Source organism: Paraburkholderia panacisoli (assembly GCF_008369935.1).
GTDB lineage: Bacteria > Pseudomonadota > Gammaproteobacteria > Burkholderiales > Burkholderiaceae > Paraburkholderia > Paraburkholderia panacisoli.
The window spans coordinates 56,856-80,994 of sequence record NZ_VTUZ01000019.1 but is presented as its reverse complement, the minus strand read 5'-3'; the positions used below and the strand labels follow the sequence as shown (position 1 = coordinate 80,994).

The window sequence follows — 24,139 nt, the reverse complement described above, 5'->3', positions numbered from 1 at the left end:
TCACACTCCCCGGCGGCGCGCGGCCAGTTCCTGCAATGCGGTGAACGCGCCGATCGCCAGCAGCAGCCCGGCGATCGCGCCGAGCACGCCCAGCAGCACCGGATGATGGATCGCGCGGCTCCACAGCCGCGCATACCACGGCACATAGCCGACCAGATACGTTTCGCCCACCCGCATGCTGTCCACTTCCCCGCCGCGCAGCAACGCGACGTCGCCCTGCACTTGCGCGACGCGGTCCGGCTTTTCGAGCATGTCGAGCAGTTGCGGCAACTGCTGCTGATCGGTGGCCGTCAACGCGACGACGCTGCGTCCCTTGCTGCCCGGCAACTCGAAACCCATCAGCGCGGCGAGCGGTCCATCGCGCTCGATGTGCGCGCTGCCGCCCGGCAGATGCGCGCCATTGCGCCATTGCTCCTTCACCGAAAACGACGCGCGCGTGATCGGACCGTCCGCGCCGCCTTCCTGCGACGCCGCGCCGATGCTCAACGGCAGCGCCTGCTGCCAGCGCGCGAGCAGCGGCGCCGACGCGTCGCCGCCGATCACCAGCAGATCCTTGCCCTGCACTTGCGCGAGCTCGCTGGGCCGCGCGATCTGCACCCGCAGCGCCGGGTAGCCGGTCCATTGCCCCATGTGGCCGAGCATCGTCAGCATGCTTTCCAGCTCCTGCGGGGCGGGATGTTCGGGAATCACCACCGCCGTCTGCGCGAGATCGGCGTAGCGCGTGAACGGGAAACCGCCGTTCGCAAAGTAAGCGAGGTTCGGCATCTGCGCGTAGTGAACGAAGCCCGAGAAGTCGATCGTCGAATCGGGATCGACCGCCGCCTGCACGGGATTGGACGCCACCGACTGGCACAGCCCGGTCTTCTGCGAATCCAGATTGAAGCGCAGCTGCAACTGATTCGAGCTGCCGACGCGGAACGCCGGAATGTCGAGCGCGCTGCTCGAGCGGTTGCCGTTGCTCGACAGCACCGGCAACTGCAAACGGCCGCGCGCGTCGTCGGCGCTGGCCGGCGCGAGCCGGTACGACTTGACGAGCTGATCGTTGATCTGCACGGCGAGCGCCGAGTTGTTCTGCACCGTCGGCGCCGTGTAGCGGTATTTCAGGTTCAGCGGCACGCCCGCGCCGTTCCACGAGAACAGGTCGGCGGGCACGCGCAGGTTCAGGCGGATCGCGTCGGGCGCGCTGCCATGCACCTGCAGCTGGCTCGGATCGTCGATCAGTTCCTTGAAGGCGACCGGACGATCCACCGCCACCCAGCGCGGCGCGTCGTACGGTTTGCGCGGCGCGCCGATGTCGACCTGGCCGATCCGCACCGCGGGGCCCGTCATCGCCGTCGTGCCGAGCACGAGCGCGGCGCTCGCCTGATCGACTTCCGCCGCGCTGCGGCCCGTCACGATCAGCAGCTTCTTGCCGGGCGCCGCGGGATTGTCGGTGACCATCAGCAGCGGGCCGTTGACCGGCGGCAGCTTCAGATCGGCGGGCAATTGCGCGCTGCGCGCGATCACCACCGCGTGCGCGTCGGCCGGCAACGCGGACAAGGCCGGAAAGCGCGCCTGACGATAATCGGCCTGCGCGCCGAACCACGATGCCAGCACGCCGGCGCTGCGCAGCGTCGCGTCGTCGGCGGCGGCCGGCAGCACGAACGGCAAGCGCAGCCGGCTCACGTCGCGGCGATCGAAAAACGGCGCGGGCAACAGCGCGAGATCGTTAGGCAAACGAATCGGCGCGGTGTCGAGAATCAGCTCGCTCGCCGGACTCACGTCGGCCCACAGCGACGAGTTGTCCGGGTCCTCGCAATGGTCGAGCGTGTAATGCGCGATCAGGCGCAGGCCGAGCTGGTTGTAGTCGGTGAGAAAGCGCGGATCGAGCGCGATCTCCTGGGTGACGATCTGGCCGGCATGCTCGCGATCGAACGGCACGGTCGCGACCACTTCGTTGTTGATCGACACCTTCAGATGCGAGAGCGCAAACACCAGCGCCGGCGAGTACGTGTAGCGCAGGCGCAGCCGCGCGGCGGTCACTACGCGGTCGAGCCGCACGCCGACGTTGACGGTGCGCGCGTCCTCGACTCCGCGCAGGTTCAGCGTCTGATAAGCGCCCAATGCCGCGAACGACAGGTGCGTGGTGGTCGAACCAGCGGTGGGTGCCGCGGTGCTTGCAGGGCTGGCGGCATCGCTCGCCTTCGCGGCATTCGCGCCAGCAGCCGCGTTGACGACAGCAGCAGGCGGCACGACGGCAGACAGCGACGACGCCGCGAGCGCGGACGATGCGTGAGGCAAGGCAGGCGCAGCGGCCGATACGGCGGCATACAGAGCGCCGAGCGCGGCGCTCAGCGAAAGGCACAACGACACGACAGGTTTCATGAACAGATCAGCTTGTTGGACCTCGGCCGTCCGCCCGCGACGATGTCGGGCGCTGTGCGAATTCGGTCTAGCGCACGAGCGCGCGAAAAATTAAAACGGATTGCTGCGCAAGCGCGCTGCGGTTCCTCAACGTGTATACGGAAGGTCCGGCGAAATCTTGAATGACGGGCCACGCCCACGGCGTAGCCAACACGGAAAGGGAGATGAGACGGCGCGCCGGCTGCACTCTTCGGTGTTCGTTCGCCGATCGACCGGGCGGATCTGCGCCCTTAGGGCGGCGCAAAGATAGCACAAAACTGTGACAATTTGTGACGATTCAGGCATGCTGCCGCCTTGCCGCTTTTCACACCGATCATGAGCAATCCGACTGAATCTTCATCGCCCGGCCCTACGGCAAAACGTAGTGGTCCTCTGCGCGCATTATTCGCACTGCGGCACTCGTGCGACGGCATTCTCGCGGCCTTGCGCGAGGAGAGCGCGTTCCGTCAGGAGGCGGCGCTGGCGGTGATCCTGTTGCCCGCCGCGCTGCTGATGCCGGTCGGCGCGATCGAGCGGGTGTTGCTGATCGTGTCGGTGCTGCTGGTGCTACTGGTGGAACTGCTGAATTCGAGCATCGAAGCGGCCATCGACCGGATTTCGCTCGAACGCCACGAGCTGTCCAAACGCGCGAAAGACTGCGGCAGCGCGGCCGTGACGATCGCGCTGCTGATTTGCGCGGTAACGTGGGGCGGGTTGTGCGGGCCGATCGTTTATCACTGGCTGCGTGGATGACGCGGCAACGTTTCTATGTCATCCAAACCATTTTTGCGGTCCGCGTGCCGGATTTGCGTACGCGCAAACGTTGGCGGATCACATAACGATGGTTTTCCGGGTCTGTGCGCACGGCCTGGTTTAGCGGTGACGCCCGCAGCGGCGTGCGTCGCGCCGCTGAATGCGCCGTCATAGATGAACGTGCTGCCGCATGACGGGCTGCCGTCGGCGAGCGGTGCGTAGCGGCAATGCTCGGCCTGCGCACGTTGCAGCGCATGCTGCGCGCCCGCGATGAAGAGCGCGGTAACGTTTGCGCCTGTGTTGTCGCTGATCGACGCCGCGTCGTCAGGCTCGAAGAGGACGCGTCTCGCACGTCGATCACGTTCCGCAGCGACAGTATGTTTGCGCCCGGCAGCGCAAGCCTGAACCCGTCGCTGGCGCCTCTTGTCGTGAGAGTCGCCGCGGAACTCGCGAAGATGCGGGGCAAGGTGACGGTAAGCGGCTATACGGACAACGTACCGATCCGCAGCCGCGACTTCGCGTCGAACCGGATATTGTCCGAACAGCGCGCGGAGCAGATCATGCGGCTACTCAAGGCAGCGGGCGTGTCCGCAAGCCGCATTGAAGCGGTCGGCCACGCGGACGCGGACCCGGTCGCCGATAACGGCACGGCTGAAGGCCGCGCGAAGAGCCGGCGGGTTGAAATCGCCGTTGCGCGGTCGTTGATGGCAACGATGCGCGTGCATGCCGACGCCGAACGCATCGCAACAGGTGAATCCGATCGAAGAACGCACGCATGCTCATCGGTGCTGGGCACACCTATTGCTCCATTCCGCTCAGCGGCAATAAGTCGTCAAAAGCACGCAATGCCCACGACGAATCGCCGTTTCGACGTTCATCCAGCAATCCATCGGTGGGAGGCCCCATGCTTCGATACGCTGCAATCTTCTTCATCATCGCCATCATCGCCGCGGTATTCGGCTTTGGCGGCATCGCCGCCGGCGCAACGGAAATCGCCAAGGTCCTGTTCTTCATCTTCGTGGTGATCTTCCTCGTCACCTTGCTGATGGGCGTGATGCGACGCTGACCAGCGCGTCCGGTACCAGCACGCTAGCAGGTTCTAGCACGCCCCGATGCAACGGTAAGCTCCAATGCAATACTTGCCGCACGGTATTGCAATAGTTGCTGCCCGCATCGGGGTTTCAATATCTGCTCGCCGCACATGCAACACCAGGTGCGCATCGCGCGCGCCCGAAGTGGTGCAGCATGGACGGCTCGTTCCGGGCTATCCGCTGGTCACCCTATGCACGGATCGCCCACCACGCGGTGTCGCTTTCGCCCGTGAGCACGCGAGCCCTCATCGCAATGTCGTAAAAGCTCACATGCAATTCAGGCGATGTTTTCCGCTTCGTAGAGGCGGCGGCCGGCGGCATCCTTCGCGCCCAAGGTCGGTTTGAAATCGATCGGCCACTCGATGCCGATGTCCGGATCAGACCACAAGATGCAGCGCTCGAGTTCAGGGAACCAGTACTCGGTGGTCTTCCACACGCACTCGGCGACATCGGACAGCACCACGAATCCGTGCGCAAAGCCCGGCGGGACCCATATTTGCCGCTGATTGGCCGCGCTCAGATGTTCGCCGCTCCATTTGCCGAAGTTCGGCGAATTGAGGCGCACATCCACGACGACGTCGAACACTTCGCCCGCCACCACCCGTATCAGCCGTCCCTGCGGACGCTGCACCTGATAGTGCAACCCGCGCAACACGCGGCGCACCGCGCGCAAATGCCGGTCCTGCACGAAATTGAAACCTTGCGAGACGTCGTCGGCAAACTCGTCCGCGCTGAAGCTCTCGAAGCAAAAGCCGAATTCGTCGCAGAACACCTCGGGCTCGATGAGCTTGACCTCCGGCAACGCCGTCGCCATTACCTTGTTGCCCATTGCCACTATGCTCGTAAGAAGGCTGGCCGGCGAAATTACGGCCGCCGCTGCGGCCGCATCGAACGACGCTAAGGCGCACCCGTCGGCACGGGCGCCTGCTTACATGCTACCCCTCATTTGACACCCTGCTGCGCGCGCGATATTCCGTGGGCGACAGCGCCATGCGCTTGCGGAAGATTTTCGCGAGGCGATCGCCGTTGCCGGTGCCGCTGCGGCGCGCGATCTTGTCGACCGGCAATTCGGTTTCGGTGAGAAAGTTGCACGCGATGCGCAACCGCACCTGGAGCAGATAGTCCGAAGGCGTGACCTGCATTTCGTGCTTGAAGCGCCGCAGGAAATTGCGCTCGCTCATCGCCGCCACCTGCGCGGCGTCGGCCACCGACACCGGACGGTCGCAGTTCGCTTCCATCCAACGCGCTGCGGCGCGGATCTTCTCGGCCACGCTGAGCGTGCCGCCCTCGGCCGGCAACGGCACCCATGTCGCGGCCATGCCAGGCATCACGCGGTCGGCGACGCTGCGCGCGAGTTCGGCGCCGAGGTCGCGCTTGATGAACATCAACGCACTGCGCGCGCAGTCGTGGCGGTCGTTGACGGCGTTGAGCGCGGCTTCGCTCGACGCGCCGCCGGGGTAGCGGTTCAGTTGCAGCCCGTCATGGTCGGTGGGCCCCGCGGCCTCCAGCACAAGCCGGCCGTCGCCGATCGTTTCGATCGCCCGGGTACGCGCCTGCACCGTGCGCAGCCAGTTGAGCATCCGCTCGTCGCGCGCGGCCTCGCGCGCGCCGTAGCCGCCCGCGATGAACAGCACGTCGAAACCGCTGCTATAGCGTGTGTCGATACGTTCGGTCCAGATTCGCGCCGAGGACGAACTGGCGACGCTGCCACCGTCCAGCGACAGAAACTGCACTTCGTAAGGTGGCTCCTCGCCGGCGTGCGAGCCGGCGAGTTCATTGGCGCTCTGGAACATCTCGACCACGGTGCCCGGCCCCAGCAGCCAGAAACCGTCGAACAGCAAAATGCCGATTCGCCGCGCTGCAGTACGCACATTCACGGTGGGCGTATGCAGCCACGTAATTCTCGCAGTATCAAGGTGCATGTGCGGCATGATCTTTCCCCAAACGGTCATACGTTGTGGACCCCGATGCCCCGCTAGTCAGCTATGACGAGCGAATGAAATTATTACGGTTTAAACCGCCGGCAGCGCCGTTTAACGGATTATGCGTGATATTAGCGGAATAGATCGCTATAGTAAATTTGAAAAACAAAATGTCGTTACGCGAACGAATGTATGAAGAAAACAATTATCACGTGTTCGATATGATAGCGCGATGAGTTCGCGGACTGCACTACAAGCGCAGTGGGCCCGCGCGGGTCGTTACCCGGAGAACCAGGCGCAGCCTCGCTTTCACGAGATACGGTCAGAAGTTTTCAGATTCTGCGAAGAAAGGCTTCGTGGCGCCGACGAGCTTTCGCTGGAGTTCTAAAATGTTTCAAACCTGAAAACCAATATCCGCAGATAATGCCCATTCAATCGGCTTTTTATTCGCAAATCGGGAATTTATCGGCCTCATTCCGGCGCTGAACCACGCTATGCCGAAGTGCACCCGATTACTCGATTCTGCGACGAATTCCAGGGCGTTAAAAATTGATTCACTTTTGAAACATCGCGGGTCTTTACATATGAATTAAAAGCCCTTTTAACGCAGAATATATATACGTCAGATGATTAACGCGGCGCAGCAATTGTATGGGTAAGGAATCAGCTTTATTTCACTTGGCCGCAAACGGCGCGCATCTCGTCGGTCGCGGCGCGATCGTCGAGATGCCGGACCAAGGCTGAATCGCACCTGCCGAAAAACATCTGTGCGCCACGAGGCGGTGGTCTTTCGACTCGTACGAACCCATGCACGCAACGACCATGCAAAGCGGCACAAAGGCCTTTGCGCCGCTTTGCAGCATCACCCGTTGGTACCCTCGCCCGCGACGACAGCCGCGCCGTTCTGCGTTCGCGCAAGCACAGGCCGCAACGCCGCGCCGGTGTGACTGGCCGCGACGCGGGACAATCCTTCCGGATCTGCCGCAGCGACGATCCCCCCGCCGCCCACGCCACCTTCCGGACCGAGATCGATGATCCAGTCCGCCTCGGCAATCACGTCGAGGTCGTGCTCGATGACGACCACGCTATGGCCGCCATCCGCGAGACGATGCAGCACGCGAATCAGTTTCGCGACGTCAGCCATATGCAAGCCGACGGTCGGCTCATCGAGCACGTACAGCGTGTGTGGCGACTTCTGACCGCGCCGCGTGATGTCGTCACGCACTTTGCTCAACTCGGTGACCAGCTTGATCCGCTGCGCTTCGCCGCCTGACAACGTGGGCGACGGCTGGCCGAGCGTCAGATAGCCGAGCCCGACATCCTTCATCAACTGCAACGGATGGGCGATGTTCGAGATGGGCCCGAAGAACTCGACGGCTTCGTCGATTTCCATCGTCAGCACGTCGCCGATATTCTTGCCGCGCCACGTCACCGCGAGCGTCTCGGGATTGAAGCGCTGCCCGTGGCAAACGTCGCACGGCACTTTCACATCGGGCAGGAAGCTCATGCCGATCGTGCGCACGCCCTGGCCCTCGCAAGCCGGACAACGGCCTTCGCCGGTGTTGAACGAGAACCGCGAGGCCGTATAGCCGCGCGCGCGCGCTTCCAGCGTGCCCGCGAACAGCTTGCGGATCGCGTCCCACACGCCGATGTACGTGGCGGGACACGAGCGCGGCGTTTTGCCGATCGGCGTCTGATCGACTTCGAGCACCCGGTCGATGCTCTCCCAGCCGGTGATCGAGTCGCAGCCTTGCCATGCATGCGTGACGTTCAGCGGCGCGCGCGGCGCCGAGCGCGCGAGCACACTCGAACGCCGGTTCGCGGCAGGCTTGTCTTCGGCCGCCGCACGCGCGCGCCGCGTGGCCGGCGACGACAGCACCGAGCGCCCGACCGCATCCAGCAGGTTGGTCATCAGCACATCGCGCGCAAGCGTCGACTTGCCGGAGCCGCTGACGCCGGTCACCGCCACCAGCCGCGACAGCGGAATGCCGACCGTCACATTGCGCAAGTTATGCAGCTTGCCGCCATGCACGGTCAGCCAGTTCTCCGGCACCGCGGCCGCGCGTTTGCCCGCCGCGACCACTTCACGGCGCGCCTGCAACGGATGCACGATGGGCTGCGCGAGAAACTGCCCGGTCACCGAATCAGGCTGCGCCGACAGGTCCGCCACGCTGCCCTGCGCAATGAGCGAGCCGCCGCGTTTGCCCGCGCCCGGCCCGATATCGATGATGTGATCGGCACGGCGGATCGTGTCTTCGTCATGCTCGACGACGACCAGCGTATTGCCCTTCTCGCCCAGCTTGCGCAACGCGTTCAGCAAAATCTGGTTGTCGCGCGGATGCAGGCCGATGGTCGGCTCGTCGAGCACGTAGCACACGCCCTGCAGGTTGCTGCCGAGTTGCGCCGCGAGCCGGATGCGCTGTGCTTCACCGCCCGACAGACTCGGCGCCGCGCGATCGAGACTCAGGTAGCCGAGCCCGACCTCTTCCAGAAATTGCAGGCGGCTGCCGATTTCGCTGATCACGTCGCGCGCGATTTCTGCGTCGCGGCCGCTCATCTCCAATGTGTCGATCCACGCGCGCGTGTCCGACACGGTCCATTGCGCGACATCGACGATAGCCTGCGAACTGAACGTGACCGCGCGCGCCGTCGGGTTCAGCCGCGTGCCCGAACAATCCGGACACGGTTCGTCGACGAGGCCTTCGGGTTCCTGCTCCTCCGACGGCAAGCTCTGCTCGCGGCCGCGATTGTCGTCGACGACGATCGTGTCGTCATAGGCGGCGCGTTGCTCGCGCGTGAGCGACAGCCCCGTGCCGACGCAGGTCGTGCACCAGCCGTGCTTGCTGTTGTACGAGAACATGCGCGGGTCGAGTTCGGGATAGCTCGTGCCGCACACCGGACACGCGCGTTTGGTGGACAGCACCTTCACCGCGCCGAGCTTCGCCGTGGGACGGCCGCCGTTGATCGCGTCGTGCAGACCGTCGAGCGGCGCGAGCAGATGCATCACGCCCTTGCCCGCTTCCAGCGTGCGGTCGAGCGCCTCGCGCAATTCGGCCTCATGGTCCGCCGACACGACGAGGTCGGTCACCGGCAATTCGATCGTGTGTTCGCGGAAGCGGTCGAGCTTCGGCCACGGGTCCACCGGCACGAACTCGCCATCCACGCGCAGGTGCGTATTGCCGCGCGCTTTGGCCCATTTCGCGAGATCGGTATAGACGCCCTTGCGGTTCACCACCAGCGGCGCCAGAAAACCGACGTGCTGCCCTTTGTGATCGCGCAATAGCTGCGCCGCGATGGATTCCACGCTTTGCGACGTGACCGGCGCGCCGTCGTGAATGCAATGCTGCAAACCGAGCTTCACGTAGAGCAGCCGCAGGAAGTGCCACACCTCGGACGTAGTCGCCACGGTACTCTTGCGGCCGCCGCGCGAGAGCCGCTGTTCGATCGCGACGGTCGGCGGAATGCCGTACACCGCGTCGACCTCGGGCCGTCCGGCCGGCTGCACGATGGAACGCGCGTACGCATTCAGCGACTCGAGATAACGGCGCTGTCCTTCGTGGAACAGAATGTCGAACGCGAGCGTGGACTTGCCCGAACCGGACACGCCGGTAATCACGTTGAACTTGCCGTGCGGGATGTCCACGTCCAGCGCTTTCAGGTTGTGCTCGCGCGCATTGACGATGCGCACCACGTCCTCGCCTTCGATCGCCCGGCGCGCGCGCGCCGCGCTCAGCGCCTTTTGCAACGGCAAGCCCGGCGACTCGGGCCCGGCCGTCGCGTCCATCGCGCGGTCGTATTGCAGCAGCGCTTCGCCGGTATGCGATTGCGGGCACTGCTTGACCTCTTCCGGCGTGCCCGCGCACAGCACGCGGCCACCGCCGTCGCCGCCTTCGGGACCGAGGTCGATCAGCCAGTCGGCCGCGCGTATCACGTCGAGATTGTGTTCGATCACGATCAGCGAATGGCCGCTGGTCAGCAGTTTGCCGAACGCCTGCATCAGCTTGGCGATGTCGTCGAAATGCAGGCCGGTGGTCGGTTCGTCGAACATGAACAGACGCTTCGCGACCGGCTGCTTCGCGCTGCGCGCACTGCGCGCCTGCGCCGATTCGGCGAGGAAGCCCGCGAGCTTGAGCCGCTGCGCCTCGCCGCCGGAGAGCGTGGGCACCGGCTGGCCCAGTTTCACGTATTCGAGGCCGACATCGATGATCGGCTGCAACACGCGCAATACTTCGGCATCCTTGGCAAAGTAGGCGGCAGCCTCGCTGACGGTCAGTTCCAGCACGTCGGCAATGCTCAGCGCGCGCGCCGGTGCGCCGCGCTCGATCTTCACTTCGAGCAGTTCCGCGCGATAGCGGCGCCCGTCGCAGTCCGGACAGCGCAGATACACGTCGCTCAGGAACTGCATTTCGATATGTTCGAAACCCGAACCGCCACAGGTCGGACAGCGGCCGTCGCCCGAGTTGAAGCTGAACATGCCGGGGCCGTAGCCGCGCTGCTGCGCGAGCGGCGCCTTCGCGAACAGCTTGCGGATTTCGTCGAACGCGCCGACATAACTGGCCGGATTCGAGCGCGCGGTCTTGCCGATCGGCGACTGGTCAACGAACACCACGTCGGTGACCTGATCCGCGCCGGTCAGGCTTCTGAACGCGCCCGGCGCTTCAGTGGCGAGACCGAAGTGCCGTGCCATGGCCGGATACAGCACGTCCTGCAGCAAGGTGGATTTGCCGGAGCCCGACACGCCCGTCACGCAGACGAGCCGCTGCAACGGAATGTCGACCGTGACATCGCGCAGGTTGTGTTCCGTCGCGCCTTCGAGCACGATGCGCGGCGTGCTGGCGTCCACCGGACGTTGCGACCAGTGCGCCGCGTCCGCCACATGCCGGCGGCCGCCGAGATACTCACCGGTGAGCGTGCCGGACGCGCGGATCGCCTCGGGCGCGCCGTCGAAAATGATCGAGCCGCCGCGCTCGCCCGGCCCCGGGCCCATGTCGATCAGCCGATCCGCCGCGAGCATCACCGACGGGTCATGCTCGACCACCACCAGCGTATTGCCCGCATCGCGCAGCCGGTGCATCGCTTCGACGATCCGGTTCAGGTCGCGCGGATGCAGGCCGATGCTCGGTTCGTCGAGCACGAACAGCGTTTTGGTCAGCGACGTGCCGAGCGCCGTGGTCAGGTTGATCCGCTGCACCTCGCCGCCCGACAGCGTGCGGCTTTGCCGGTCGAGCGTCAGATAACCGAGGCCGACGTCGCACAGGTATTTGAGGCGTGTGCGCACTTCGGCGAGCAGCAGCTTCAGCGCATCGTCGAGCAACGCGCTCGGCAGGCTGATCTCGTCGAAGAAGCGCCGGATGCGCTCGATCGGCATCAGCATCAGGTCGTGCACGGTCAGGCCCGGCAACGCTTCGAGCTGTGCGCGCGACCACTGAACGCCGCGCGGCATGAAGCGCTGGGCGGCCGGCATTACGTCTTCCGCGTTCGCTTTGCTGCCGAGGCGCCACAGCAGCGACTCCGTTTTCAGACGCGCTCCGCCGCAGGTTTCGCACGGCGTGTAGCTGCGGTACTTCGACAGCAGCACGCGAATATGCATCTTGTACGCTTTGGATTCGAGATATTCGAAGAAGCGCTTGACCCCGTACCAATGGCTTTGCCACTTGCCGTTCCAATCCGGCGAACCGTTGATGACCCAGTCGCGCTCGGCGTCCGTCAGCTCGCCCCACGGCGTGCCGCGGCGGATGTCGGCCTTCGCCGCGTAGCGCATCAGGTCGTCCTGGCATTCTTTCCAGGCGGGCGTTTGCATCGGCTTGATCGCGCCGTCGGCCAGCGTCTTGCGTGCGTCGGGAATCACGAGCCCTAGATCGACGCCGATCACGCGGCCGAACCCGCGGCAGACTTCGCACGCGCCGTAGGCCGAGTTGAACGAGAACAGCGCGGGTTGCGGATCGGCGTAGCGCAGATCGCTTTCCGGGCTGTGCAGGCCGGTGGAGAAACGCCAGATCTGCGGCTCGGCGTCCTGACCCTGCGGCCCGTCCGGCGTGGCAGGCAGCACGTAGATGTTGACGCGGCCGCCGCCGCGCTTGAGCGACGCCTCGATCGCCTCGACCACCCGCTGCTTGTCGACCGAACGCAGGCGGAAGCGGTCGGCCACCACATCGAGCAGCTTGCGCCTGCCGGTGGGCGAATCGACTTCGCGCTGCGCCTGCACGCGCGTATAGCCGCTCGCTGACAACCACTGCTCGACTTCCTGCTCGGACGCGGACTCCGGCAACTCGACCGGGAACGTGACGACCAGCCGCGGCTCGTCTTGCGCGGTGCGCTCGAGCAATTCGGCGTAGATGGTTTCCGGCGTGTCGTGGCGCACCTGCTGCGCGGTCTTGCGATCGAACAGTTCGGCCGCGCGCGCATAGAGCAGCTTCAGGTGATCGTTGAGTTCCGTCATGGTGCCGACGGTTGAGCGCGAACTGCGCACCGGGTTGGTCTGGTCGATCGCGATGGCGGGCGGCACGCCGTCCACCCGGTCGACTTGCGGCCGGTCCATGCGGTCGAGAAACTGCCGGGCGTAGGCGCTGAAGGTTTCGACGTAACGCCGCTGCCCTTCCGCGTACAGCGTGTCGAACACGAGGCTCGATTTGCCCGAGCCGGACGGCCCGGTGACGACCGTCATTTCGCCGGTCCGCACGTCGAGATCGACGTTCTTGAGGTTGTGCTGGCGCGCGCCGCGAATCTTGATAGTGCCGTTAGATGACAATTTTTCCGACCGTCTGAATGAGTGGGCCACCTCTCACGGACGCCTCGCGACCGCGCAAGTTCGGTGCAGCCGACGCAGGTGCGCCTACGCGATGAACGCGTTACGCGCATTGGAGCCCCGGCTTGCAACGGGATACTATACTGTATATCTATACAGTTTTCCATGACGCGACACGGCTGCGTTGGCGCAGCGCTGCGGGCCGTGACCGGCGATGGAAACCCGCGCCGTTCAACCCGGCAGCAAGCGTCGTACCGATCTGGAAGGGACGGATTGAGCCGCCCGCGGCGGCGGCGGCGGGCGTAAGGAGAGCAAGGAAGGTCAAGGGGTGCCAGAAGGTGCCAGAGGGCCCGGCAGTGCGGAACATCTCGCCTCCCACCCGCCACGTACCGCATGCATACGGCACACAGGCAAGCAAGCGAGCGAGCGACGGCAACCCGGCACTAGCCGTACGCGCTTTCCACGCCGAACCCGCCGCCCTCGGCTAACTCCGCCGAGCCAGTCACGGCGGCTTGTGCACCGCTGCCGCCAAGCGCATACGCGATGCAGCGCCGCGCCAGCACCTCGGTCGGATCGACGACCCGCACCACCCGCCCGCCCGGGCACGCCAGCACGGCGTCGCGCAGCAACAGCGGCAACTCGGTGCAGGCCAGCACGATCACCTGCACGCCCTGAGCAACCAGATCGTCGACGGCGGCCGCGAGGTCGTCGCCGCATTCGCCCGACGTGTAGCCCGCCTTCACGCCGCGCGGGCCGTAGACGGCGTTCATCAGCCGCGCCTGCGCAGGCGCGCCCGGCGCGATCTGCGCGAAGCCGCGCGCGTCGAGCGCCTGTTCGTAGACCCGGCTCGCGAGCGTGCCGGAGGTGGCCAGCACGCCGACTTCGCGCAAGCCCGGGAACGTTTCGCGCAGGTAATCGGCGGCACAGGTCAGCATGTTGACGATCGGAATGCCCAAGCCCGGCTGGATCCGCTCGACGAATGCATGCGCGGTATTGCACGGAATCGCGATCAGATCCGCGCCGCCTTCTTCCAGGGTCTTGCACGCGGCATACAGCGCGAGCGTCGGGTCATCGCCGTCGCCGACGAGCGCGTCGGTGCGGTCCGGAATCTGCGGATTCTGTTCGACGATCACCTTGATGTGGTCCTGGTCGCGCATGGCCGGCGTATTGCGGACCAGCTTGGCCATGAAATCGACAGTCGCCGCGGGCCCGACGCCACCCACCACGCCCAGCTTGAAACGCCGCTCCTGCTGCGTGTACCGGCCCGCCGCGACATAGCGTGCGTAGACCTGATTGGTATCGACGAGCGGCACCTCGAACGGGCCGAGCGCGCGCAACACGAGGCCGATCTCGGCCAGTCCCGGCACGATGATCTCGGCGCCCTGCGCGACCAGGTCCGCGCAAGCCGCGCGCAGCAACTCGACGGGCCGGCCGTGCACGCGCCCGTTGCGGATGCCCTCGTCGCCATAGACGGCGCTCGTCACGCAGTCCACGCCGCTGCCCTCACGCGGATGCAGCACACTGAAGCGCGGGGCGTCGAAATAGCGTTCAAACAGGCCGTTTTCGCGGATGGCCCCGGCAGTCAGCACGCCGATCCGCCGCGCCGACGGAAACGTGCGCCGCACATGCGCGACCAGCGCCGTCATGATGTTGGCGACCGGCACGGCGAGATTCGCGGTGAGTTCGTCGATGAAGGTATGACTGAGAAAGCACGGCAGCACGATCGCATCGACGCCGCGTTTTTCGAACGCGCGCATCGTGTCGAACATGTGGATCTTGAACTGCGCGTTCGCCGCGTGCGGCGCAGCCGGGCCTTGCCAGCTGCGCGGCTCCAGCACCAGGTCGAACGGCCGCGCCGCGCCGGCGCGGCGCGACGCGGCGCTCATCCTGCTCAGGATGTCGGCGCTGGCGAACTGCGCTGCGCCAGCCGCCACACCCAGTGAACGAAAGCGATTCATGTTGACTTCCCCCGTCGTCTTGTCCGTCTGCCTGAAGGCCGGGCGGCGTTTGCGCTTGAGGATGACACCATGTCGGCCGCGCATGACGTGGGGTTAACCACGAAAAGCGGTTTCCTGCCCGGTTTCTTTTGAATTTTTTCCCGCGCGCCACCGCTCGCCGCGCGGGAAAGCCGGCGGACTAAGCCGCCTCGACGGCGCCATGCGCCACGCCCCGCTTGCGGCGCTCCAGCGTACCGATGCACACCAGCGAAACGCCAGCCAGACAGCTATAGAACACCGCGAGCGGCCACCACGCACCCGGATACCGATGCGCGAGCACGGTGCCGATCAGCGGCGTCAAGCCGCCGGCCAGCGCGGCGCACATTTGGTAGGACAGCGAAATCGCCGAATACCGGACTCGCACCGCGAACGCGGTCGACATGAAGCCGGCCATCACCGCATACGAACTCGACATGCACATCACCGCCAGCGCAATGCCGATCACGATCGCCACCGGCCGCCCCGTGGAGACCAGCGCGAACATCGGATACGGCGACAGCATCGCCAGCGCGGCCGCGCCCTTCAGGAAGCGTCCGGTGCCGATACGCTGCGCGAACCAGCCCGAGCCGAGCTGTGTGAACAACTGGATGAACGCGACCACGAACAGGCAATCGAGAATCAGCGAACGGTCCAGCCCGAGCGTCTGCGTCGTGTAATTGAGCATGAACGTGTTGACGAACCACGCGCCCGCCACGCCGATCACGTTCGCGCCGAGGCACAGCAACACGGTGCGCCACGCGTCGCGCAGCACTTCGGCGACCGGCAGCGCGGCCACCCGCCGTTGCGCCTTCAGCGCGTTGAATTCCGGCGATTCGTCGACCCCCGAGCGGATCAGCAAGCCGACCACCAGCAGCACCGCGCTGGCGAGAAACGGCAGGCGCCAACCCCAGGCGAGAAACGCCTCCTTGTCCATCGACGCCACCGCGCGAAACGCCAGCAGCGACAGGATCAACCCCGCCGGGCTGCCGAGCTGCGCGAACGACGCGAAGAACGTGCGCTTGCCTTTGGGCGCATGTTCGCTCGCCATCAGCACCGCGCCGCCCCACTCGCCGCCGATCGCGATGCCCTGCGCGACGCGCAGCAGCACCAGCAGCACCGGCGCCCAGGTGCCGGCGCTCGCGTAGGTCGGCAGGAAGCCGATGCCGACCGTGCCGACGCCCATGATCGCCAGCGTCGCGACCAGCGCTTTCTTGCGGCCGATGCGGTCGCCCAGGTGGCCGAACACGAGACCGCCGAAGGGCCGCGCGAAAAAGCCGACCGCGAAGGTGCCGAACGAAGCGAGTGTGGCGAAGAACGGATCGCTGACGGGGAAAAACAGCTTGCCGAAGATCAGCGCGGACGCGGTGGCGTAGATGTAAAAGTCGTACCACTCGATGGTGGTGCCGACAAACGCGGCGGCCGCCGCGCGCGTGGGTTGCCGGGTGCCGGCGTGTTCGTGAGGCTCGCGATTCATGTCTGTGTCTCCAAGATCGTTGTTTTCCGGAAGGCGCGGCTTCTGCGTGCCGTCGCCGCAAAACCGCTGGCGCTAGCTCTCGATCATCTCGGCCTTGAGCACGCCCGCTTCGAACAGACGCTGCTGGGTGGCCGCGTCGATACCCAACGCGTCGAGCACCTCGCGCGTATCGGCTCCGAGCGCCGGCGGCGCGCTGCGATAGGTGGCCGGCGTGCGCGACAGCTTGATCGGCGACGCGATGCCGCGATACTCGCCCATCTCGATCACCATCGCGCGATGCAAGGTGTGCGGATGCGTCGCGACGACATCGACGCTTTGCACCGGGCCGCACGGCACGCCCGCGTTGATCAGCGCGTGCGCGAGCGGTTCGCACTCGTGCGTCGCGAGCAGGCTTTCGAGCGCCGCCTTCAGCGGCTCGCGATGCGCGCAGCGGCTGCGGTTGTCGGCGTAGCGCGGATCGTCAGCGAGTTCGGGCGCGCCGAGATGCGCGCACAGCTTCGCGAACTGGCGGTCGTTGCCGACCGCGAGAAAGATCGGCGCGGTCGCGGTGCGGTAGCTGTCGTAAGGCGTGATGTTCGGATGCGCGTTACCGCTGCGCTGCGGCGTGCGGCCCGAACCGAAATAGTTCGGCAGATGCGGATGCAGCAGCGACACGCCGCAGTCGTACAGCGCGATGTCGATCGACTGGCCGCGCCCGCTTTGCGCGCGCTCGGCAAGCGCGAGCAGAATGCCGGCGAGCGCATTCAGACCCGTCACCATGTCGACGACCGGCAGGCCGACGCGCGTGGCGGGGCCGTCGCGCTCGCCGTTCACGCTCATCAGGCCGGTCATCGCCTGGATCGCGGCGTCGTAGCCGGGCAAGCCGCCGAGCGGGCCGTCGGGGCCGAAGCCCGACACCGCGCAGTGAATCAGTTTCGGAAAGCGTTCGCGCAAGTCGCGCTCGTAGTCCATGCCCCAGCGGGCCAGCGTGCCGGGCTTGAAGTTTTCGACCAGCACGTCGGCGTCTTCGAGCAGCTTCCACAGGATCGCGCGGCCTTCGTCGCGCGACAGATCGACTGCGATGCCCTGTTTGTTGCGGTTCACGCCCGCGAAGTACCACGCGGTGTCGCCGTAGAACGGCGGGCCCCAGCCGCGCGTTTCGTCGCCGTCGGGCGGTTCGAGCTTGATCACCTGGGCACCGTGATCGGCGAGCGCCTGCGTGCAGTACGGACCGCCGAGCACGCGGCTCAGGTCGATCACCTTGATGCCATGCAGCGCGCCTGCGGCGTGGCCGGCGGTCCGGTTCACGGATGCGGTCATTGTTCGCCCCCTGCCGGCAGCAGCTGCAGCGCCTCGTCGAGCGTGACCTCGCGGCCATCGACCAGCGCATCGATCACTGCGATGTCGTCAGGCACCGTGTGCAAATCGAGCGGATCGGACGGCATCAGCTTGTGGCGCACCACCAGATGCGCCAGCGCGAGCCGTCGGTAATCTGGTGCGAGTTGCACGCCTTCGCAAGCCATCAGCACGGCCGTGCTCGCGTGATACAGCGCCGAGCCGGCCTGCCGGACCCATTCGTCGCGACCGGAATCGGCGACGCGCGCGAGCGCGTCGCAAGCACGCGTCAAGGTCGAGCGCAGCAACGCGAGGCTGGCCGCGGGCAGGCCGGCCGCGCCGAGCAGATCCTGCAAATAGTTGCGCAATGGTTCGAGCGCGCCGTCGCGTTTGGCCGCCCGCGCGATGTCGAGCGCAACGATGTTGCTGGTGCCTTCCCAGATCGAGCCGAGATGCGCGTCGCGCACGAGCCGCGCGTCGCTCCATTCCTCGATATAGCCGGTGCCGCCGCGCACTTCCATCGCGTCGCCGGTCACGCGGCGCGCGTCGCGGCACGCGCGGAACTTGATCAGCGGCGTGAGGATGCGCACGCACTTCGCCGCCTGAAGGTCGCCGGCGTCGGCGTGCGGGAGCAGCAGCGCGATCCGCATGAAAATCGAGCGCGCCTGTTCGGCGGGCAGCATCATCTTCAGCAATTGCCGCTGCATCAGCGGCATGTCGATCAGCTTGCGGCCGAACGCCTCGCGATTGCGCGCGATGTGCAGCGCCTCCGTCAGCGCGCGGCGCATCAAACCGGCCGCGCGCACGCCGTTCGACAGCCGCGACATGTTGATCATGTCGGCCATCTGGTGAAAGCCGCGCCCCACTTCGCCGATCAGATAGGCCTGCGCGCCTTCGAGCACGATCTCGCCGCTCGCCATCGAGCGGCTGCCGAGCTTGTCCTTCAGACGCACGATCCGGTAGCTGTTGCGCGAGCCGTCGGGCAGCGTCTTCGGCAGCAGGAACAGGCCGAGGCCGTTGATGCCGGGCGGCGCGTCGTCGGCACGCGCGAGCACCATCGCGAGATCGGCGTCGGCGTTCGAGCAGAACCATTTGTCGCCGTACAGACGCCACGCCGCGTCGGTTTCACGCGCCGCGCGCGTGGCGATGCGGGCGACGTCGGAGCCGGCCGCCTGTTCGGTCATGAACATCGCGCCCTGGAACAGCGTGTCGAAATCGCGCGAGGCCAGCATCGGCAGGAAACGCGCGACCAGTTCCGGCGCGCCGAACTTGCGCAGCGTGCGCGTGAGCGAATCGGTCATGCTGACGGGGCAGCACAGGCCGAATTCGGCCTGCACGAACAGGAAGGTCAGCGCATATTTGACGAGCGGCGGTGGCGGTGTCTTGCCGTTGCGGGTGTCGTGGCTCATCGACGCGAGACCCAGCTCGGCGTAAGCGACGCGTTCCAGCGCGACGTAGTCGGGATGCTTGTCGATGCTTTGCAGCGCTTCGCCGCGCCGCGTGCGATGGCGCAGCTGCGGTGGGTTCTTGTCGGCGGACAGCGCCCATGCGTCGAGTTCGTCGGACGCGCGCCGGCCCAGCGCAACGAGCTGGCTTTCCAGCTCGCGATACAGCGCGTCGCCGAGATGCAGCCTGATGAGGCGCGCGAAGTCCGGATCGCTCGTGAAGAAGTTGATGCCCCTGCTATCGGGAATATTGGACGAGCCGTGTGCCGGCTGCGCGGTGTTGTCGCTCATGCTTGTCTCCTGTCGACCAGAGTTGGCGCTTCAGCGCCTTACTCAGGTCCCATGCAATTTATTGCGGTCGACCAGCGTTGGCGCTTTAGCGCCTACTCTGGTCCCATGCATTTTTTTGCGGTCGACCAGCGTTGGCGCTTTAGCGCCTTACTCTGGTCCCATGCAATTCATCGCGGTCGACCAGCGTTGGCGCAAAGCACTTACTCTGGTCCCACGCAAGGTAGTTGCGTTGTGGAAAGAGCATAGAAGCGGCTTCGATAATCGTCTAATACAACTTATATCCGGTACGATAGACGTGGCTTATCGTTAAAAGAGTGGAGACTGGCGTGGACCTGAAGCAATTGCGCTATTTCGTGGCGGTCGCCGAGGAGCTGCATTTCGGCCGCGCGGCCAAGCGGCTGTTCATTTCGCAGCCGGCCTTGAGCTTCGACATCCGCAAGTTCGAGGAACAGCTCGGCGTGCAGTTGCTCGCGCGCACCAACAAGTCGGTCGCGCTGACCAACGCCGGCCAGGTGTTGCTCGGCGAGGCGCGGCGTTTGTTGTTGCAGGCGGCCGAAGCCGAGCGCATCACGGTCCGCTCGGCGCATGGCCTCGCCGGCCGCTTGCGGATCGGCTTCGTGAATTCGATGCTGTACCGTGGGATGCCGCAGGCGGTGAGCCGCTTCGAGGCCGACTATCCGGGCGTCGAAATCGTGCTCAAGGAGATGAACACCAGCGAGCAGGTGCATGCGATCCAGCGGATGCAGATCGACATGGGCTGCGCGCATTGGGGCAATTTCGCGTCCGACGTGATTTCCACGCCGGTGTTTTCCGAGCCGTTCCTGTGCTGTCTGCCGGTCGATCATCCGCTCGCGCGCAAACGCCGCGTCGATCTGCGCGCGCTCGCGCAAGAGCCGTTCATTCTGTTTCCGCGCACCGTGTCACCGCATTATCACGATCTGATCATCGCGCAGTGCGTGAGCGCGGGCTTCAGTCCGTTGATCCGGCATGAGGCGCGGTTGTGGCAGACCGTCGTTACGATGGTCGGCTTCGGGATGGGGGTCGCGCTGGTGCCGTATACGTTGCGGCAGGTGCAGGACCCGCGGGTCTGCTTTCTGCCGTTGCGCGGCGAGACGCTGCTATCTCAAGTGCTGCTGTTGCGCAGGAGCGGCGACGCGGAGCCGGTCGCCGATCGATTCGTCGAGTATCTGAACGAGGTTGGCGGCAAGTCCGCGAAAACTTCTCCGTCGGCTCATTCGCCTCATTCACCTTCATCGCGGCGGCCGTCGTAGGCCGTTAGCAGCTTGTGGGCGATCATGTCCACGGCCGGTTTGACCAGGCCATTCTTGTCCGTCCAGACCTTGGGCGTCAGGGTGCCGCTCAGCGCGACGCTGTCGGCGTCGCTCAACGCGAGCAGCGCGGTTTGCACGTCGTCGTCGAACGCGATCACGTTGACGAAGATCGTGTCGCCGTCGTTGGTGGCCGCCCGCACCTTGCAGGTCACGAAGCGCCTGCCGTTCTGCCCCGTGCGAATCTGCGCCTCGCCATATAAACGTCCGCCCACCAGTCCTTCGATCATCGTGTTGCTCCTGTGATTGTGTGCCCAGGGAGATTTCCTTCGGGCTTGCTGTGCAAATAGCGCTATCGCCCGGCACGGTGCGTATGATCCCATGAGAAGGCACACGGTCTGGGAAAAGAAGCTGTCGCGCGTGGATTGGCGAACGGCGCTGGCTTGCCAATTGCCCGTCGTGAGCCAACGTCTGATGATCCGGCAGTTATGCGCCGATTAACCGCCGATCTCGAGATCGACGCCGCGCACGAGGCGTTTCGCAAGGCGCGGCTGCCGCAACTGTTCGAGCCACCATTGCAACGCGCGTCCCTCATGATCGCCGCGCCACGCGACATACAACACGTTCGGTTCGCGCGGATCGGCGGTCGCCTTCCCGATCAGTTCGCCCTTCTTCAGCAGCGACGCCACCCGCTGGCGCGGCAGCCATCCGACACCCAGCCCGTCGCGCTGCGCGAGAATTTTCGCCCGCATGGTCGGCACCGCCAGCGACGCCTGTCCGCCTATCATTCCATACGCGCGCCCCGCTGTCACACGCGACGAATCGGCCACCACCACCGCGCGATGCTCAAGTATCCGCTCGCGGCCGAGCGGTCCTTCGACGGCCGCCAACGGATGACGCGGCGACACCGCGAACACCCAGTCCATCACGCCGAGTTCGAACCAGCGCAGGCCGGGAATCGCCGGCGGCTCATTGGTCGCGCCGACGATCAGATCCGCGCGGCCGTCGCGCAGCGCCTCCCACGTGCCGCTCAACACTTCGTGCGTGAAGCGCAGCTTGACGCCGGAGTTCAGCGCATCGAATGCGCGCACCACGGGCATCAGCAATTCGAATTCGAGGATCTCGTCCGTGACCACCCACAGCCGGTCTTCCCAGCCGCTCGCGATTTGCCGCACGCGCTGCGTCATGCGCGCCATGTCCAGCATCAGACGCGCGGCTTCGTCGGCGAGAAGCTGGCCGGCGGGCGTCAGTTGCAGACGGTAGCGGCGCCGGTCGAACAGCAGCGCGTCGAAGCGCGTTTCGAGTTGTCGCGCCGCATGCGAAACCGTGGACGGCGCCTTGCCCAGGCGCGCCGCCGCTCGCGACAGACTGCCGGTCTCGCGAATCGCGTCGAGCAAAGCCAGTTCGTCTTCCGACAACATGTTCCATTCCTTCGAACGAGTTCGACGTAAGGATGGTACGGCAAAGGGGAGCTAGTCATCTGGAAGTGCTCGGCTACAACGCGCTGGTGTTCGAAACCAGCGGTCTGGCGGCCGCCACCGATGCGCTGAAACGCACCCCTCAGCCCGCCCATTCACCCACCCCGCCCCGCCTCCCCCGCCGCTTCAAATATATCCCGCAGCCACTGCGCGAACACTCTCACACGCGACGACAACTGCCGGTTCTGCGGATACAACACCGAAACCGGCATCGGCGGCGGCGGAAAATCCGCAAGGATGATCTTCAGTCGCCCCGCCGCCAGTTCACCCGCGACGCGGTACTGCGGCACCTGCACGATGCCGAGCCCCGCGAGCGCCGACCCCGCATAGAGATCGGCGCCCGTCACCGACACCACCGACGGCAAAACCATCGCCGTATCACGCCCGTCGATGCGGAATTCAAGCGGCACCGGCTTGCCGGTTGCGCTCGACACGTAGTTCACCGCCCGATGCGCGGACAACGCCGACGGCTCGGCCGGCTCGCCATACGCGGCGAGATACGCCGGACTCGCGACGGTCACCTGCGGCAGCAGCGCGACGCGCCGCCCCACCATCGACGAATCCTGCAAATTGCCCGCGCGCAGCACGCAGTCGATCCCCTCGCGCACCAGATCGACGAGGCGGTCGTCCTCGCCGATCGTCAGCTCGATGTCGGGAAACCGCGCGAGAAACGCCGGCAACGCCGGCACGACGAAGTGCCGCGCCAGCGTGCCCTGCAAATTCACCCGTAGCAGTCCCTTCGGCGCGAGATTCGAAAACGAGCCCTCGGCCTCCTCCATGTCGGCGATCAGCCGCACGCAGCGGCGGTAGTACGCTTCGCCGTCGTGCGTGAGCCGCACCGTGCGCGTGGTGCGCTCCAGCAGCCGCGCGCCAAGCCGCTGCTCCATGCGCTTCATCAGGTTGGTGACGGTGGCGCGCGGAATCTGCAGGTCGTCGGCGGCGCGGGTGAAGCTCTGCCGCTCGGCGATCCGCACGAAAACCCGCATTTCCTCGAAACGATCCATGGCCGGCGCCCCAGCGGCTTCGCACCGCCCATTGTTAAAGTAAATGGAATGATGATGCCAAGTCTAAACCGATTATCTATGCGGAGAAAGCGTCCAAGATTCGTTTCACCCACTCACCACATCGAAGGAAACGAATCATGAACACGCTCAACAACGCTCAAGTCGCCATCGTGACCGGCGCGTCCCGTGGCATCGGCGCGGCGGTCGCGCAACGTCTCGCGAAGGATGGCTTCGCGGTCGCGATCAACTACGCGTCCAGTTCCGCCGAAGCCGATGCGCTCGTCGCTGAACTCACCGCCGCCGGCACGAAGGCGATCGCGGTGAAGGCGGACGTGTCGAAGGCCGACGAGGTGCGCCGCATGTTCGAAATCACCGAGCAGCAACTCGGCAAGGTCGACGTGCTCATCAACAACGCCGGCGTGCTCAAGACCCTGCCGCTCGCCGACACCAGCGACGCGCTGTACGACCAGACCTTCGACATCAACGTGCGCGGCACCTTCAACACCTTGCGCGAAGCCGCGGCGCGGATGAACAACGGCGGCCGCATCGTCAATTTTTCGAGCACCACGCTCGCGCTGAACATGCCGGGCTACGCGATCTACAACGCGACGAAGGCGGCGGTCGAAGCGTTCACGCATGTGTTCGCGAAGGAACTGCGCGGGCGCAACATCACCGTCAACGCGGTGGCGCCGGGTCCGATCGCGACGTCGCTGTTCCTCGACGGCAAGACCGACGAACAGATCCAGAACTTCGCGAAGATGCCGCCGCTGCAACGTCTCGGCCAACCGGACGATATCGCGTCTGTGGTCGCGTTCCTAGCCGGCGCGGACGCGGGCTGGGTCAACGGTCAGATCCTGCGCGCCAACGGCGGCGTCGCCTGACGCGCGCTGTCCCCATGCCGGTCGGACGCTGGGCGCGCGTCGCGAATGCGCGCGGCGCGGCTTCCGGGCTCGCAGCACTTTCATCGAATTGAATTGAATCGGATCTAATCGAAAC

The 24,139-nt window shown here is 65.6% G+C and carries 16 protein-coding genes and 2 pseudogenes; 5 read left to right on the top strand and 13 right to left on the bottom strand.

Annotated elements, in window-relative coordinates:
• Entirely contained in the window at positions 1 to 2,364 is a 2,364-nt protein-coding gene (gene bcsB, locus FVF58_RS26220; RefSeq protein ID WP_149672738.1) for a cellulose biosynthesis cyclic di-GMP-binding regulatory protein BcsB, read from the bottom strand.
• A 354-nt stretch (positions 2,365 to 2,718) separates the two neighbouring features.
• Between bcsB and FVF58_RS26215 the strand changes: the two genes are divergently transcribed.
• Positions 2,719 to 3,135, top strand: coding sequence for a diacylglycerol kinase (locus FVF58_RS26215; RefSeq protein WP_149672737.1), 417 nt, complete (start codon positions 2,719 to 2,721; stop codon positions 3,133 to 3,135).
• Here the strand turns inward: FVF58_RS26215 and FVF58_RS54820 are convergent.
• Positions 3,117 to 3,455: pseudogene (locus FVF58_RS54820) on the bottom strand (2-thiouracil desulfurase family protein); the annotation flags it as partial. The gene FVF58_RS26215 and the pseudogene FVF58_RS54820 sit on opposite strands and share 19 nt — an antisense overlap.
• Here FVF58_RS54820 and FVF58_RS26205 point away from each other — a divergent pair.
• A pseudogene (locus tag FVF58_RS26205) lies at positions 3,363 to 3,767 on the top strand (OmpA family protein); the annotation flags it as partial. The pseudogenes FVF58_RS54820 and FVF58_RS26205 sit on opposite strands and share 93 nt — an antisense overlap.
• Here the strand turns inward: FVF58_RS26205 and FVF58_RS54460 are convergent.
• Positions 3,702 to 3,908, bottom strand: coding sequence for a hypothetical protein (locus FVF58_RS54460; RefSeq protein WP_342802412.1), 207 nt, complete (start codon positions 3,906 to 3,908; stop codon positions 3,702 to 3,704). The pseudogene FVF58_RS26205 and the gene FVF58_RS54460 overlap by 66 nt on opposite strands.
• Before the next feature lie 131 nt (positions 3,909 to 4,039).
• Between FVF58_RS54460 and FVF58_RS26200 the strand changes: the two genes are divergently transcribed.
• On the top strand, positions 4,040 to 4,201 hold the full coding sequence (locus tag FVF58_RS26200; RefSeq protein WP_007182451.1) for a DUF1328 domain-containing protein: 162 nt from the start codon (positions 4,040 to 4,042) through the stop codon (positions 4,199 to 4,201).
• A 302-nt stretch (positions 4,202 to 4,503) separates the two neighbouring features.
• Here the strand turns inward: FVF58_RS26200 and rfbC are convergent, their stop codons facing one another.
• From rfbC to FVF58_RS26165, 7 genes are all read right to left on the bottom strand, one after another.
• Complete coding sequence (gene rfbC / locus FVF58_RS26195) at positions 4,504 to 5,055, bottom strand: dTDP-4-dehydrorhamnose 3,5-epimerase (RefSeq protein WP_149672736.1); 552 nt, start codon at positions 5,053 to 5,055, stop codon at positions 4,504 to 4,506.
• Positions 5,056 to 5,161: 106 nt separating this feature from the next.
• Positions 5,162 to 6,157, bottom strand: coding sequence for a GlxA family transcriptional regulator (locus tag FVF58_RS26190; protein WP_149672735.1), 996 nt, complete (start codon positions 6,155 to 6,157; stop codon positions 5,162 to 5,164).
• 853 nt (positions 6,158 to 7,010) lie between these two features.
• Positions 7,011 to 12,896, bottom strand: coding sequence for an excinuclease ABC subunit UvrA (gene uvrA / locus FVF58_RS26185; RefSeq protein WP_149672734.1), 5,886 nt, complete (start codon positions 12,894 to 12,896; stop codon positions 7,011 to 7,013).
• Between the two features lie 440 nt (positions 12,897 to 13,336).
• Complete coding sequence (gene cuyB / locus FVF58_RS26180; protein ID WP_149672733.1) at positions 13,337 to 14,851, bottom strand: cysteate racemase; 1,515 nt, start codon at positions 14,849 to 14,851, stop codon at positions 13,337 to 13,339.
• A 178-nt stretch (positions 14,852 to 15,029) separates the two neighbouring features.
• Positions 15,030 to 16,343, bottom strand: coding sequence for an MFS transporter (locus FVF58_RS26175; protein WP_149672732.1), 1,314 nt, complete (start codon positions 16,341 to 16,343; stop codon positions 15,030 to 15,032).
• Between the two features lie 72 nt (positions 16,344 to 16,415).
• Positions 16,416 to 17,642, bottom strand: coding sequence for a CaiB/BaiF CoA transferase family protein (locus FVF58_RS26170; protein ID WP_149672731.1), 1,227 nt, complete (start codon positions 17,640 to 17,642; stop codon positions 16,416 to 16,418).
• Positions 17,639 to 19,393 (bottom strand): acyl-CoA dehydrogenase family protein, encoded by a 1,755-nt coding sequence (locus tag FVF58_RS26165; protein ID WP_149672730.1) that lies wholly within the window; start codon positions 19,391 to 19,393, stop codon positions 17,639 to 17,641. Before FVF58_RS26165 ends, FVF58_RS26170 begins: the two co-directional genes overlap by 4 nt.
• 326 nt (positions 19,394 to 19,719) lie before the next feature.
• On the opposite strand from FVF58_RS26165, the gene FVF58_RS26160 reads away from it, so the two are divergent.
• Positions 19,720 to 20,664: a LysR family transcriptional regulator gene (locus FVF58_RS26160; protein ID WP_246217203.1), complete on the top strand. Its 945-nt coding sequence runs from the start codon at positions 19,720 to 19,722 to the stop codon at positions 20,662 to 20,664.
• Here the strand turns inward: FVF58_RS26160 and FVF58_RS26155 are convergent.
• The 3 genes from FVF58_RS26155 to FVF58_RS26145 all read right to left on the bottom strand — a co-directional run bounded on the left by FVF58_RS26155 (position 20,634) and on the right by FVF58_RS26145 (position 23,143).
• A complete protein-coding gene (locus FVF58_RS26155) occupies positions 20,634 to 20,951 on the bottom strand; it encodes a single-stranded DNA-binding protein (RefSeq protein ID WP_149672729.1) in 318 nt (105 codons plus the stop codon). The genes FVF58_RS26160 and FVF58_RS26155 overlap by 31 nt on opposite strands.
• A gap of 207 nt (positions 20,952 to 21,158) precedes the next feature.
• The gene (locus tag FVF58_RS26150) at positions 21,159 to 22,082 is read right to left on the bottom strand and encodes a LysR family transcriptional regulator (protein WP_149672728.1); all 924 of its coding nucleotides are present in this window, start codon (positions 22,080 to 22,082) and stop codon (positions 21,159 to 21,161) included.
• Positions 22,083 to 22,234: 152 nt separating this feature from the next.
• Positions 22,235 to 23,143: a LysR family transcriptional regulator gene (locus tag FVF58_RS26145; protein ID WP_149672727.1), complete on the bottom strand. Its 909-nt coding sequence runs from the start codon at positions 23,141 to 23,143 to the stop codon at positions 22,235 to 22,237.
• Positions 23,144 to 23,280: 137 nt separating this feature from the next.
• On the opposite strand from FVF58_RS26145, the gene FVF58_RS26140 reads away from it, so the two are divergent.
• Positions 23,281 to 24,024, top strand: a complete 744-nt coding sequence (locus FVF58_RS26140) for an SDR family oxidoreductase (RefSeq protein ID WP_149672726.1) — start codon at positions 23,281 to 23,283, stop codon at positions 24,022 to 24,024.
• Positions 24,025 to 24,139: the final 115 nt, after the last annotated feature.

Bases quoted from the DNA above. Each gene is read 5' to 3' on its own strand.
- bcsB (WP_149672738.1), bottom strand. From the start codon at position 2,364: ATGAAACCTGTCGTGTCGTTGTGCCTTTCGCTGAGCGCCGCGCTCGGC.
- FVF58_RS26140 (WP_149672726.1), top strand. From the start codon at position 23,281: ATGAACACGCTCAACAACGCTCAAGTCGCCATCGTGACCGGCGCGTCC.
- FVF58_RS26170 (WP_149672731.1), bottom strand. From the start codon at position 17,642: ATGACCGCATCCGTGAACCGGACCGCCGGCCACGCCGCAGGCGCGCTG.
- FVF58_RS26175 (WP_149672732.1), bottom strand. From the start codon at position 16,343: ATGAATCGCGAGCCTCACGAACACGCCGGCACCCGGCAACCCACGCGC.
- rfbC (WP_149672736.1), bottom strand. From the start codon at position 5,055: ATGGGCAACAAGGTAATGGCGACGGCGTTGCCGGAGGTCAAGCTCATC.
- FVF58_RS26155 (WP_149672729.1), bottom strand. From the start codon at position 20,951: ATGATCGAAGGACTGGTGGGCGGACGTTTATATGGCGAGGCGCAGATT.
- FVF58_RS26215 (WP_149672737.1), top strand. From the start codon at position 2,719: ATGAGCAATCCGACTGAATCTTCATCGCCCGGCCCTACGGCAAAACGT.
- FVF58_RS26150 (WP_149672728.1), bottom strand. From the start codon at position 22,082: ATGTTGTCGGAAGACGAACTGGCTTTGCTCGACGCGATTCGCGAGACC.
- FVF58_RS26190 (WP_149672735.1), bottom strand. From the start codon at position 6,157: ATGCCGCACATGCACCTTGATACTGCGAGAATTACGTGGCTGCATACG.
- cuyB (WP_149672733.1), bottom strand. From the start codon at position 14,851: ATGAATCGCTTTCGTTCACTGGGTGTGGCGGCTGGCGCAGCGCAGTTC.
- FVF58_RS26145 (WP_149672727.1), bottom strand. From the start codon at position 23,143: ATGGATCGTTTCGAGGAAATGCGGGTTTTCGTGCGGATCGCCGAGCGG.
- FVF58_RS26200 (WP_007182451.1), top strand. From the start codon at position 4,040: ATGCTTCGATACGCTGCAATCTTCTTCATCATCGCCATCATCGCCGCG.
- FVF58_RS26165 (WP_149672730.1), bottom strand. From the start codon at position 19,393: ATGAGCGACAACACCGCGCAGCCGGCACACGGCTCGTCCAATATTCCC.